The 13,248-nt window shown below is 37.8% G+C and carries 12 protein-coding genes and 2 tRNA genes; 9 read left to right on the top strand and 5 right to left on the bottom strand.

The window, feature by feature from the left end:
• The 9 genes from HN643_04350 (at position 1) to HN643_04310 (ending at position 5,444) form a co-directional block, all read left to right on the top strand.
• Positions 1-92: transfer RNA gene (locus HN643_04350), tRNA-Ser, on the top strand.
• A gap of 23 nt (positions 93-115) precedes the next feature.
• On the top strand, positions 116-391 hold the full coding sequence (locus HN643_04345) for a GIY-YIG nuclease family protein (protein ID MBT7500871.1): 276 nt from the start codon (positions 116-118) through the stop codon (positions 389-391).
• Positions 392-561: 170 nt separating this feature from the next.
• Positions 562-1,083 (top strand): hypothetical protein, encoded by a 522-nt coding sequence (locus tag HN643_04340; GenBank protein ID MBT7500870.1) that lies wholly within the window; start codon positions 562-564, stop codon positions 1,081-1,083.
• Between the two features lie 342 nt (positions 1,084-1,425).
• Positions 1,426-1,502: transfer RNA gene (locus HN643_04335), tRNA-Arg, on the top strand.
• Positions 1,503-1,712: 210 nt separating this feature from the next.
• Positions 1,713-2,078, top strand: coding sequence for a hypothetical protein (locus HN643_04330; GenBank protein MBT7500869.1), 366 nt, complete (start codon positions 1,713-1,715; stop codon positions 2,076-2,078).
• Between the two features lie 78 nt (positions 2,079-2,156).
• A complete protein-coding gene (recG, locus tag HN643_04325) occupies positions 2,157-4,205 on the top strand; it encodes an ATP-dependent DNA helicase RecG (protein MBT7500868.1) in 2,049 nt (682 codons plus the stop codon).
• 123 nt (positions 4,206-4,328) lie between these two features.
• Positions 4,329-4,592, top strand: coding sequence for a helix-turn-helix domain-containing protein (locus HN643_04320; protein MBT7500867.1), 264 nt, complete (start codon positions 4,329-4,331; stop codon positions 4,590-4,592).
• Positions 4,593-4,639: 47 nt separating this feature from the next.
• Positions 4,640-4,906: a hypothetical protein gene (locus tag HN643_04315; protein MBT7500866.1), complete on the top strand. Its 267-nt coding sequence runs from the start codon at positions 4,640-4,642 to the stop codon at positions 4,904-4,906.
• A gap of 148 nt (positions 4,907-5,054) precedes the next feature.
• Entirely contained in the window at positions 5,055-5,444 is a 390-nt protein-coding gene (locus tag HN643_04310; protein MBT7500865.1) for a hypothetical protein, read from the top strand.
• A 40-nt stretch (positions 5,445-5,484) separates the two neighbouring features.
• Here the strand turns inward: HN643_04310 and HN643_04305 are convergent, their stop codons facing one another.
• The 5 genes from HN643_04305 to HN643_04285 form a co-directional block, all read right to left on the bottom strand.
• On the bottom strand, positions 5,485-6,687 hold the full coding sequence (locus tag HN643_04305; GenBank protein ID MBT7500864.1) for a YibE/F family protein: 1,203 nt from the start codon (positions 6,685-6,687) through the stop codon (positions 5,485-5,487).
• 1 nt (position 6,688) lies between these two features.
• Positions 6,689-8,038: a DNA repair protein RadA gene (gene radA / locus HN643_04300; protein MBT7500863.1), complete on the bottom strand. Its 1,350-nt coding sequence runs from the start codon at positions 8,036-8,038 to the stop codon at positions 6,689-6,691.
• Entirely contained in the window at positions 8,038-9,603 is a 1,566-nt protein-coding gene (locus HN643_04295; GenBank protein MBT7500862.1) for a hypothetical protein, read from the bottom strand. The genes radA and HN643_04295 overlap by 1 nt, the downstream gene beginning before the upstream one ends.
• Before the next feature lie 95 nt (positions 9,604-9,698).
• Entirely contained in the window at positions 9,699-11,900 is a 2,202-nt protein-coding gene (locus tag HN643_04290; GenBank protein ID MBT7500861.1) for a M15 family metallopeptidase, read from the bottom strand.
• 15 nt (positions 11,901-11,915) lie between these two features.
• Complete coding sequence (locus tag HN643_04285; GenBank protein ID MBT7500860.1) at positions 11,916-13,247, bottom strand: hypothetical protein; 1,332 nt, start codon at positions 13,245-13,247, stop codon at positions 11,916-11,918.
• Position 13,248 lies beyond the last annotated feature (1 nt).

The raw sequence follows: 13,248 nt of genomic DNA, 5'->3' as shown, positions 1-13,248 counted from the left end.
GGAAGGGTGGCTGAGCGGTTGAAGGCGGCAGTCTTGAAAACTGTTGAACCTGTCAAAGGGTTCCGTGGGTTCGAATCCCACCCCTTCCGCCATGAAAAAATCATTATTTTAAGATATGTTTTTCGTTTATGTTTTGTTAAGTAAAAAGGACAAGAGTTTTTATGTCGGAAAGACGGATGATATAGTTCGAAGAATGAAAGAACATAAACAAGGGAAAGTGAAATCAACTAAACATCGTAGGCCGTTTATTATCTTGTTCTATGAAGGATACTTTTTGAAAAAGATAGTATCAAAAAGAGAGCGGTTTTTGAAGAGTAGCGATGGAAGAAAGGATATCAGGAAAAGATTTGATAGTTTTGAGGAAGTTTTAGAGGAAAGCATAGAAATTTAAACGTACTTTATATTTGCTAAACCTATGGAAGAGTTCTGTGGGTTCGCCCAGCATGCGCTGGGCGCCCGGCGTATGCCGGGCGAATCCCACCCCTTCCGCCAGAGGTAGAGACAATTCATGAATTGTCTCTACCTCTGGCAAATGCCAAAAATAAAAACTAACATAAAAATATGAAAAAGTTTTTGATCGATTTAACAACTCCAAAGATGCCGGCCGATATTGGTGATATTCATATTAGTTGGGATTTTCCAGAATTTGTACAGCAGAAAAGAAGTAGAATCTGGTATATTGTGTTTTCAGTTATACTAGCTTTACTTTTGTTTTATGCTGTTTGGACATCTAATTTTCTGTTTGCACTTATTCTTTTACTCGGTGGATTTATTGTGATCTTCCAGTATTTTCAAACAGCTAGAAAGATTCCAGTCGTGGTTGGTGAGGATGGACTTATAGTGGATACACAATTTTTTTCCTACAAGGTTTTGAAAAGCTTCTCCATTGTTTATGAACCGCCAACAATCAAGTATTTATACTTGGATTTCAGGAAAGCTGTTCGGAAAAGTTTGCCAATTCCACTTGAAGATGTGAATCCCTTAAAAGTTAGGGAGGCTTTGCTTAATTACATTGATGAAGATTTAGAAAGAGAAGAAGAAGATTTTGATGAAACTTTTGAAAGAATTCTTCGTCTGCGTTAGTACACAAAAGAAATTAGGAATTAAACAAAAGGAGGTTTGATTTCTGGTTTCTTTTTAAATAATTTTTTTTAGCACCCGTAGTCCCGACGTTCGTCGGGATCCCGATATTTAACTTTGTTAAATCATCGGGACTCAGTTTATTCCATTAACTTCGGGGCTGGATAGAGCATTCATAATTAACATTCAATTTTAGGCACCCGTAGCTTCCACCTTCGTTAAAACTACGGTGGACAAGTAGGTGGATAGAGCATTCATAATTAATATTCAATTTTAGGTACCCGTAGCTCAGCCCCAAAGGGGCCCCTTCGGGGCTGGATAGAGCAGTTATCATAATCAATTTTAGCACCCGTAGCTCAGCTGGATAGAGCGTTTCCTTGCGGAGGAAGAGGCCACAGGTTCGAATCCTGTCGGGTGCACCATGAAGTATATACTCGCTATGCTCGTATAACTTCATGGCGAGCCATTCCTTGAAGGTAACTTCATGGTAAACCATTCGCGATAATTATTTTAAATACAGTTCACCGTGAAGTCATGCGAAAGTAGAGATCATGTATTGCACGGTTTTTTTAATATTGACAAGCTTGTGAATATATGATATACTAATTTGTTCTGAAGGATAGGAGGACAAGATGAACATGGAGAGAGGTGCTGTTAAGAAGTATGTTCGAGTAGGGAATAATACTGGCTGGGGTTTTATTAAGCCGAAAAGCGGTGGGAAATTGGTGTATTTTTCCTATCGATCAGGTCGATTTGCCAATGTTGGTCAAGGAGTGCCAGCGCTTTCAGCCAGCTGGACATTTTCTTTTCGGGGTGCCCCATTTAGGCCAGCGATGCATTTTCCCAAGGTTGGGGATCAAGTAGTTTTTGAGCGTAAGGAATCACCCAGGGGGCCTAAGGTTAGAGTATGGTGCTTTGCCAACAATTGGGATTCAGCAGTTCAAGTAAGTCAGGGACGGAGTAACAAGCACGTCACCAGAGCAGCCAACATGGATTAGCGTTAATTAAACATAGCCCGAGCAGGTTAGATAAGTTGCTCGGTTTTTTTTGTTTAAATTTCATGCTAAAATATAGTTATGAATTTGAATACTTCAATTAGTGAATTAACTCGAGTTGGCAAGACTACTGCTTCACGACTAAAAAATCTTGGCTTGGAAACAATTGAAGACCTGATTTTTTATTTTCCTTTTCGCTATGAGGACTATAGTGAAATTAAATCTATTGATGAATTAATGCCAGGTGAAGCAGTAACAGTCAAATGCAAAGTACAACTTATTGCTAATCGTAGAAGTTATCGTAAACGAAAAATGTTAACCGAGGCCTTAGTCGCTGATGATAGTGGTTCAATGAAAGTAGTTTGGTTTAATCAGCCGTTTATTTCTAAGATTCTAAAAGTTGGTGATGAAGTTTTTCTGTCTGGTAAGCTGGATGAAATTAGAATGCAGATGGTTAGTCCCGATTATGAAAAAGCTCGCACTGAGACCGTTCATACAGCTAGAATTGTGCCAATTTATCATTTAACACAAGGTGTAACCCAAAAGCAAATGCGATTTTTGTTAAGTCAATGCACAAAGGTGATTGAACAAGTTGAAGAGTATTTGCCCGAGGAAATTAAACTAAAATATAAGTTTTTAAATCTTGATCACGCTTTGCAAAATATTCATTTTCCTGATTCACAAGAAAAATCAGATCAGGCTAGAAAAAGATTACAGTTTGACGAGCTGTTTTTAGTTCAGCTTGCTATTCAACAAGTTAAACAGCAACTTCAAAGCAACAAAGCTTTGAAAATTAAGTTTTTAGAAAAACAAACCAAGGATTTTGTGGATAGTTTGAAATTCACATTAACAGATTCACAAAAAAAATGTTCTTGGGAAATGATCAAGGATTTAGAAAGAGAAAGACCCATGAATCGTTTGTTGGAAGGTGATGTTGGTTCAGGTAAAACTATAGTCGTAGCCTTGGCTATGCTGAATTGTGTTTTGAACGGATACAAGGTGGTGATGATGGCTCCAACGGAGATTTTAGCTGAGCAACATTTCCAAACTTTGCAACAAGTGTTCAAAAAACTTAAGTTTAGCATTACTTTGTTTACAGGTAGTAAAAGGCAATTGGCTGTGGATAAGTTATCAAAGGTGAAAATGCTTGAATTGTTGAAAAGTGGCGAATTTGATATTGTTGTTGGAACTCATGCTTTAATTCAGCAAGGTGTGGAAATTAAAGATTTGGGTTTGGTTATTGTTGATGAGCAACACAGGTTTGGAGTAGGACAACGCAAAGCTTTGGTTAATAAAAAACAACAAGAAGGTTATGTACCACATTTTTTATCAATGACTGCTACGCCAATTCCACGAACCTTAGTTTTAACCCTATATGGCGACCTGGATCTTTCCGTAATCACGGAAATGCCGCCCGGCCGTAAACCAATAATTACCAAAGTTGTTTATGAGGGTGATCGGCAAAAAGCATACGACTTTATTCAGGAGCAAATTATAGAAGGAAGGCAAGTCTTTGTGATTTGTCCTTTGATTGATCCGTCAGACAAACTGGGAGTTAAATCAGTCAAACAAGAGTTTGAAAAACTGGACAAAGAAGTGTTTCCAGCTCTAAAAATTGGTTTAATGCATGGTCGTCTCAAATCAAAGGACAAACAAGACGTTATGCAGCTTTTTTCCGATAAGAAATTAGATATATTGGTTTCAACCTCTGTTATCGAAGTGGGAATTGATGTACCCAACGCCTCAATCATGATGATTGAGGGAGCTGATCGTTTTGGCTTAGCGCAATTACATCAATTCCGCGGCCGAGTCGGCAGAGGACAGCATCAGTCATACTGTTTTCTCTTTAGTGATAACAATTCACCCTTAACCCAAAAACGCCTGAAATACTTAGAAGATTGCCGCGATGGATTTAAATTAGCTGAAATGGATTTGGAACTACGTGGCCCAGGTGAAGTTTACGGCGTTCGTCAATCTGGTCTGCCAGATTTAAAAATTGCCAGTTTAACTGATGCTGCCCTGATCCAGGTCGCCCAAACTGAAGCAAAAGAGCTAATTGTTAAAAATAACTTGAGTAAATCGTTAAAAAAAGCTTTGGATAAACAAAAGTTGAGTTTGCATTTTGAGTAGGTTGTTATTTAATGTTATAATAATTATGAAAAGCGGTCCCATGATGTGTACCATGGGACTGGTCCTAAAACAATGGCTAGATTTAATGAAAAAATTATACCTTACGAAACACAAGATAGACTTATGGATGTATTTTGTTATATTTTGACTGAATTAAAAACAAAAGAAGAAAAAAAGGATTTTCTAAAGGATTTGTTAAATAGACAAGAAAGAATTATGTTAATTAGGCGTTTAATGATAGCGGAGTTGTTATCTGATGGAAAGAATTATTCACAGATTGCTAAACGATTGAAATGCGGTAAGTCAACCATTGCTAGGGTACAAAGATGGTTAAATTTTGGTCGTGGTGGATATAAAAAGGCGTTGAAAATAGAAATAAAAAAATAAACGCAGTCCCATGGTACATACCATGGGACCGGTATAAAAATTTATATATGCAAGAAAATTTTTCTGAAAAAACAATTGATCTTGGTAAAATTAAACAAGAGTTAACTGATTATGTTAACAAAAAATATGCCCCTGACGAAGCTAAGTTTTTAAGGGATGGTTATCTTCAAAAAATTGAGGAAGGTGATAAAGAGGGGCTAAAAGAGCTTTTACGTTCTATGGAGTCGGAATTAACTTATCTACGTGGTAAATTTAAAGAAGAATGGAAGGAATTAAATCCACTTTACGAAAAATTTGAGAAAAAATTTGTTTAAATATCAACTTGACACAGAAAAAAGACTGTGATATTATTTTGTTCACAGTCTTTTGAATTGGGATTGCTACCAAAGATAGTTTCATAATGAACTTATATTTGGCAGCGAGCACAATCATTAACATTAGGTTAACTCAAGAGGAGTAGCTATGGAAGGAGTGTCTCGGTTTTGTCCCCAGTGCAGAGGATATATTCGATCTGAACATTTAGATGAGGCTAGAAGTTTTCGTGGTGAATTGTATCACCGTCAGTGTATTCTCAAACATGTTTTAGATGCAATTGGCTTGGCCTTTAATCATGATATAGAAGTTCTTGGTCTGATTCGGACTGTAAAGAATGTTTGCAGTCGGTTTGAGCAGGTTCTGTTGATTGTATGGCGTCGGCACGCTGTTTATCTATCAGAAGATGACGCTGAGCTCAGAGAGTTGCTTAGGGACGTTCTAGTCGAGGGATTTGCCTACACAGTTGATGAGTTGATTATTGACTCAGATGAGGAAAATGTAATTCGGATAAGTGCGGGTGCTGTGGAAGCATCGTAAGAGACCATAAGCTGGTTCGTTAACACGCGATCCAGCTTTTTTATTCAGATTTTTTTGATTCTCCTTTGCGTTTTATAATAATGTATGTTGCTAATAAGGTTGTTAAAGGGACTGTAATAATTAAGACAGAACTACCAATCAGGGCCCTGGCAATTTCTTCTAAAAGTGAATCTGCGTTTAGTCTAACCCATAGCGGGACATTAAAGGGATTGTCGTGAAGATAAAATATTAGAATTGGTAATGCAACACCGGCATAGATGATTACTAATGTATTAACCATGGATACGATGTGTTCTTTTCCAACCTTAAAGCTGTTTTTATAAAGTTGTTTGAAGTTTAATAAAGGATTGTTTTTGTGAATTTGCTCAGTTAGGGTTGTTTGAACTATGGCGACATCATCAAGTATACCTACTGTTCCTATAATAACACCTGCCATAAATAATGATTTTAAATCTAAAGTATACAATGGTCCAAGTCGAAGCAAGAAAGCTTCTTCGTTGCCAAAACCTGTTAAGTTTACATACTTAACAAAAAGGAATGCCAGGCCGACTGTTAAACCAAGGGATATGCTGGCACTTATAAAACTGATCATTGAACTTTGATTTATTCCATGTCCAATAAACATAGAAATAGCTAAGATTACAATTGCGCCAACAAGACTAACAAGCATTATGTTTTGGCCTTCTGCAATTGCAGGTACTATGAAAAAAACTAGGACAGCTAAGGACGCAAGTAAACTAATAATGGATTGAACTCCTTGCCATCGAGTTAAAGCAATTATTCCCAATAAAAATAGGCCCACCGCCCAAAGGATGGAGTTTAGCCTATATTTGCTATCGATTCGAAATTCTGGAATAGCTAAATCTTGCCATAAAACCACGACTTTTTCACCTATGTTTACGGATATGTAAACATCATCAAAATATATTTTTTTATTTTCAAATGTAAGTAATTGATCTTTGAAACTTCCCTCTAAAGGCATTATTTTGACAAATTGGCTCGGGAAATGTTCATTTTGATAGTCGTCATCTGTGGCTAAAAGTACTTCTCCTCGAAAATATTCAAACCTGTTTGAATCATCGCCTAATTCTGAATTTTCTGATTCTATCAAAGGTTCAAGTATATCTTCTTCTTGACTGGGATCTTCGGCGACTACTGCTTGTTGGGCAATGCTAGGCGTACAGGGCAGAAATAAAGTAATAGCCAATAAACCAAGTAATAATATTTTAAATGATTTTTTCATATTATGTTAGTTTCGAAAGTTCAACAATGTTTTTTGCTTTTTGAATTTGAATTTTGAAATTTTTATTAATTTGGACATTCGGAACGATAATTTTATCAAATCCTAGTTTTTCAGCTTCCATAATCCTTTTTTCAATGTTGGAGACGGTTCTAATCTCACCGCCAAGACCGAGCTCTCCGATTACAATTGTATTTTTTGGAATAGAAAGGTTTTTCAGGGCAGATATTATAGCCATTGCTACTGCTAAATCAATTGCCGGTTCCGTAACTCTAAATCCACCGACTATGTTGAGGTGAATGTCTTGATTGGTCAGATTCAACCCAGCGCGCTTAAATAAAACCGCGGCAATCATTTGTAATCTATTTAAATCATAACCGGAGGTTTTTCTTTGTGGAAATCCAAAAACTGTGGTAGTTACGAGAGCTTGCACTTCAACTAAAAATGCTCGGGTTCCTTCCATAAAGCAACTAATAACCGAGCCAGGAATGTTTTGGCTAGAACTGGAAAGAAACGCTTTAGTTGGATCTTTTACTTCAATTAAGCCTTCAGCTGTCATTTCCAGAACCCCAATTTCATTTGTTGAGCCAAATCTGTTTTTTGAAGTACGTAAAATTCGATAACCGTGGAATTTATCGCCTTCAAGATAAATAACAACGTCAACGAGGTGTTCAAGCGTCTTTGGGCCGGCTACAGAGCCGTCCTTGGTTACGTGTCCGGTGATTATAACCGGAGTGTTGGTTGTTTTTGCTACTTCGAGAAGTTTCACTGTGCAGGCGCGAATTTGAGCCACGTTTCCGGCTTCAGATTCAACATCATTTGAATAGATTGTTTGAATTGAATCAATAATAGCAATTTTTGGTTTTAAATCCCGAATTGCGGCGCAAATTTGCTCCACATTTGTTTCTGATAGGAATTTTAAGCTATTGGCTGTGTACTTTAAACGATCCATTCGAAGTTTAATTTGTTGTGCTGATTCTTCTCCTGAAATATAAAGAAGAGTCTTTTCTGATCCCTCTAATTGTTTTAGTATTTGTAGTACTAAAGTCGACTTGCCGATCCCAGGCTCGCCACCTATGAGCGTTATACTGCCCTGAACAATCCCACCGCCAAAAATCTGATCGACTTCATTAAGCCCAAGTTTTGTCCGTTGAAAATTCTCTGAAGATATCTGATTAAAGTCTACTAGTTTTTTGTCATCAAAGGCGATTACTTTTCTTACTTTTACCTTTTCACTTTGACCTATTGCCTCTTCAACCGTACCCCAGGCCCCACAACTCAAACATCGCCCGGACCATTTAGGGGACTGAGCATCGCATTTTGTACAGGTGAAGATTGTTTTAGTTTTGTTCATTATGGACCGTAAACATCAGGTTTTAATTTTTTAACTTTAAGACTGAAGCAAGGACCATAAAACTCATGGTGCATTGCGTCAGATCTATAGGGGTTTCCCCACCCCCAGATTGCTGGCCAAAAATCATTTTCCATGGCAATATCTACCCATCCATTTGGAAATGACCAAACTGGAGAAGACCCATTTAAGCATAAGTCCAACCGTGTATCCATTCTGTCATACATCTGATAAGGGTCGTTTTTGAAAAAGTCACCATAATACCCAGATTTCATTTTATCAAGTGTGTCTTTGTAGGTAGCACAGACTTTTTTTGATGCACCGCCTGCGCAAGATTTCCATTTTCCTTTACTTTTATATCCGCATTTAGTTGATTTATTCATGTTATTACTTTCGGTCATAAAGTCAGTTGCTAAACCCAAAGTATGGGGGTCCCAGACGGGGGACGCTTGTCTCACTCCTTTTGGGCCTTTTCTTTTAAACCCAGCTCCTTGGCTTGATAAGTTAGAGGAGGCAATTCCGTCTGGCCCAAATTCTCCTTGTAAATTTGGTACTTTACCAGCAGCGTAATCCCACATATATTGTAAATAGCCTTTGACTTCAGGGTCAGGACTCATCATCAAGGCCATAGTGAAATTTGCGTATCCTGGAATTGATTTTTTATGACTATAAAATTTAAATCCTCCGGTTTTAGAGGCATCTGTAATTTTTTTCAATTTGTATGCTCTGTGTTCTTCTTTGGTCAATGGTTTTCTGTCTTTTTTTGCGTTTCCTTTTCTTCTCTTTATAAATTTTTGAGGAAGAACTTCCAGTTCTGGGGTGGATAGTTCAGAAAACTTATCTAGTCCAAATGCGGTAATTTTGGTTGAATATTTAGAGGCCTTTGTTCCATAAGTCAAAATGCCATTAAAAAAATAATCACTTATACACTCTGCGTCTTTATCGGGACCATAAGCATAACCTTCAAATCCCAAATATCCTTCACCGAAAGTTCCTGGTAAAATACCACTGTCCGGTTTTCCTGCACCTACGGCCAAAGCATATTGTTGATCAGCAGAGGAGGTTTCAGCCTCAAGTAATACATTATCCAAAAGTACTTCTTCCACAGTCTCCATTACTAAAGCTTTTTGCTCATTAAGATTTGGATTTATTACCCCCAAAACCATATAACTCATGATCAAAACAACTAGACCAAACACAGCTCCACCTATCATACTTTGGGCTTTTTTAATATTGTTGGCATTGGCGGCGGAGGTTACATACATGAGACCACCTGCCATCATGACCAAAACAGCAATAATTGCACCCAGCATGATTGCATACTTGTAAACTCCAACTAAATATTCAGCAATCCAGGGTGCAGAGAAAGCTTGGCCTGGGGCAACTTGAACTTCAGTCAGACTAGGAAGGGTTGGAATAGGAATATTTATTACAGGCTGGGTTGCTTTACTGGTTGTTTCTTCGGCGGAACCTGAAAAGGGCAGACACATGGAGACAGTGACAAATAGAAGTAGAAGTATGATTTTTGCCCCGTGTAGCGGGGATTTTTTGCTATTTTGTGTTTTCATTTTATTTAAGATATTTATATACAGTTTTTCCTTTTTGGATATTGGTCGTCGTAGTTGGTACAGGTTAAGATTGTGGATGATTTAGGCATAGATTATTAATCGTAATGACTATCATCAAGAGGTCTCCATGCACATGCTTTCCTTTCTCGGTGTCCTCCATAAGATCTTATTAGGAAATCCCTAGCATCACTAATAGCTCTAACTCCAGACCATCCTAAATTTGGCATGCCAATATTAGCAACAGCTTTTTTACCACCACCTGATTTATTTACAAGGTCGGCGCGACCACCAGAACCCATTTCCAAGATTTCATACGCTAGACCAACCCCACCAGTATACAGGAAATAGTGCCCACTTTTGTAGCTTCCATATTTTTCTCCAGTGGACCAATGTAATACGTCACCAAATCTTAGATTTGCCAGCATTTCATCTATTTTGGTGTTTACGTCTGTCTCGTGTGTTTTGAATCGATAAACATATTTACTTAATATTGATTTATCTGGATCTGGACATCCTCTCCCAGCTCCAAGTTGTGTGTTCATCTTGTTATTATTTTTTCTATCAAAACATTTTCTAAATAGTAAACTATAAAAACCAATACAATCACCACAAATCATACCAGCTTTATTTGCTCCAGCTAGGATTGTTTTTTGGTAGATACTGTTTATATATGGTAGACAAGATTTTGAAGCTAAATTATGTGATTCTCTAAGTTTTTTGGCATCAGAGGAATAACTTTTTTTATTTTTTGATAATTCTAGTACAACAGGAAAACATTTATTTGCCCTGTCTTGTGCATTAAATGCAGAAGGATATGCTGCAAAAATATTTGCTATGGCATTAAGTTGGTAGTCTTCCTGTCTAACTTCATAGTCTGTGCTGCAATTTGCATCATAGCCCCTTACATATATAGCACCACCTTGGTCAAAACCAATTTGTTTCCAAGCATCGACGATCGGCATTAGTTTTTTGACTCTTTGTTCATAAGTGGGTAGGTCCAAACCATCTTTGTTTCCACAGACTTCTTTTCCGAATAATATTGAACGGAAAGCGCCTCCAGTGGGTAGTGACATACCTTCAAATGAGCCAAAATTGTTTGAACCATTTAATGCCATAGAAGCTTCGAGATTGTTTAATCCGGGGACAGTTTCTGTAACTAGTCCTTGCATAGTAGTCAAGTTTGGACTAACAGTAGTTAGGATTATGTTAGTGAACATCAAGATTACCAATCCACCAACTGCTCCAAACATTATAGATTTTGCTTTTTGGAGATTGGCAGGAAATCCAGCGGAGGTTATATATAATATGCCACCACTCATAAGCATTAAAATAGCAAGGATTGAACCAATAATAATTCCATATTTATAAATTGCTATTAGATAATCAGCAATCCACGTGCTGGCAAATGCTTCTCCTGGTTGAATTGTTTGATTTGACCAATCAGTTAAACCAGGGATTTTAACGTTAATGACAGGCACTTTGACTTCAGTTGGTGATGGAGGAGGTGGGGGCGCTGGGGGTTGAAACATTGGTACTACAGGAACGGCTCCAGCTCCTGTTTGAACTGGGGATCCCGGATACAGAGCAGCAACTGCCGCAGGTAGTTGGCAAAAGTTTATGGCAGTATCAATGATATTAGACCCTCCAGCTTTGTATTCAAAATGATGACCGTCACAAGTGCCAGGATAAAGTTGAGGGTCCATTGTTCCGCCTCCCCAACTAATTCCAGCAGTTTTTGCGGCTTGTAAAATACATGGCGAATAATTGCAATTTTCTGGCTTGCACGGCCCTGATACATATTTATTTTCGTTTACATTAATGTCTATGGCATAACCACTGGCGTGTTGGCTTAGTATTTTTGCTCCATTAACAGCTGAGGGCGTGATCATTCTACAAGCAAAATTATCATATATATGTATTTGATAAAGACCTTGTGCAACTTCAGGACAGAGGGATACTGCATTACCAAAAAGTGCCCAGGCAAGTTTTGCAGCATTGTTGACTTGAATTGGTTCGAAAATAACATCAGTAGTTTTACCAGCAAATGTAATACTGGATAAATTGGCGCTTTGCCAGGAAGCAATATCGGTTTTATACCAGCCAGCGGTAACATAAGAGCTACCACCTTCGCTTGTATCAAAAGTTGCGTCACCTAGTGGGACGTCGGCCATGATGGATGCGCATGTATTGGGAAAGGTGGTTCCCGGAGTCCCGCTAGTTTTTGCAGTGCTGGGGGTGAAAGGTAGACTAATAAACACCAACACAATTAGAAGTAAAATTGAATACTTAATTTTCATCTTTTTATATTTATTTTAGAATGATGAACTTTCGCCTTCAGGTATTTCTATTCCTGATGGTTTCTTGAGATTGATTACATGTAATCCTTTTGTAGTTTTGTCAGTAAAGTATAGTTTTGAGCCATCATCTGATACTTGTAGTTGATCAAAACTGTAGCCGATTTCTGGTTCGGCGACAAAACTCTTTACTCCGTTTTTAATATCAACTTTGTAAATATAATCAGCAGTCTCATCGGCAATTCTTGGTACTAAACCAGCCCCATAGGGTAATTCCTTGGGAACAGCGCAATACATAATATCTTTAGAGGCAAAAGTACATTTGCTGGCCCAGGTATTGAGTTTTAAACTATGATGATTGTAACCAACCTTTTCACCAGCAGCATCGACAACATGCAAGAGTGGCTTGTGGTCAGAGAAAGCATTATGAGCACTATATACTAATTTAGATCCATCTGGAGTCCAGGCAGTTTCTAGTCCGTAACCATTTACGGTAATTGATTTGAATTTTTCATCGTATTGACCCAAGAAAAATAGTTCAGCAGAAGTACCTGATTTTCCTGATTTATATTGCGCAACCATTTTGTTGTTTGGTGACCAGTCTGTAATAAAATTATTTTGCTCATCACCCATGTATTCTAGATATTTTTGTCCTGAACCATCAGCGTTGGCAATGCCCATGAAGCGATAGTCTTCGTTTGGATTAACATCCTTGTAAACAATTTGATTCCCAGAGCTGTCAAAATCAAAGCCGGTCCAGTTTTTTGGGAGTGTTACTTGTTTGTCAGTGTCAAAATTATATAAAATGTTTGTCCCGTCAGGAAATTCCATAATTGCTTTTTCAGTCTTGGGTGACCAGGCAATGTTTTCTACATTTTTATAAATCTTGTTAGTCATGAGGATTTGATTGCCAGAAGGTGTAATTTTATAAAACTTACCTGATTCAGGATGGTAGACAACTGCATTGTTTCCGGTAGAGTCGATGGTCAAGGCATAAGATGGCTCATAGGTTAAGTTGGTGACAGCAGTTATGTCTCCCTGGGCATATTGATCAGGCAGATCTTCAAAACTTACTTCTGCTGGAATTTTTATAACGGCATCATCTTCTACTGGATCTACGAGAACAGCTTCGCCTGGAACTGGTTCTTCAATGACACCTGGTTGATCACCTTCATCTGCTGAGGGTAGTTGTCCAATATCAACTTCTTTGGTTGTGTCTTCTGGGACAATTACAGGTTTAAAAAACATTAAATATATTCCAAACGCAATGATTAAGCAGACGATAATAAAACCAGCAATCATGGCTATTTTTCGCCAATTCAGATTTTGTAGATTTTGAATGTTAAGCATA

The sequence above is a fragment of the Candidatus Falkowbacteria bacterium genome (assembly GCA_018674305.1).
Taxonomy (GTDB): Bacteria; Patescibacteriota; Patescibacteriia; order UBA11705; family JABHMO01; genus JABMRF01.
The sequence above is the reverse complement of the archived record's forward strand: the minus strand, read 5'-3'. Positions and strand labels throughout refer to the sequence as shown.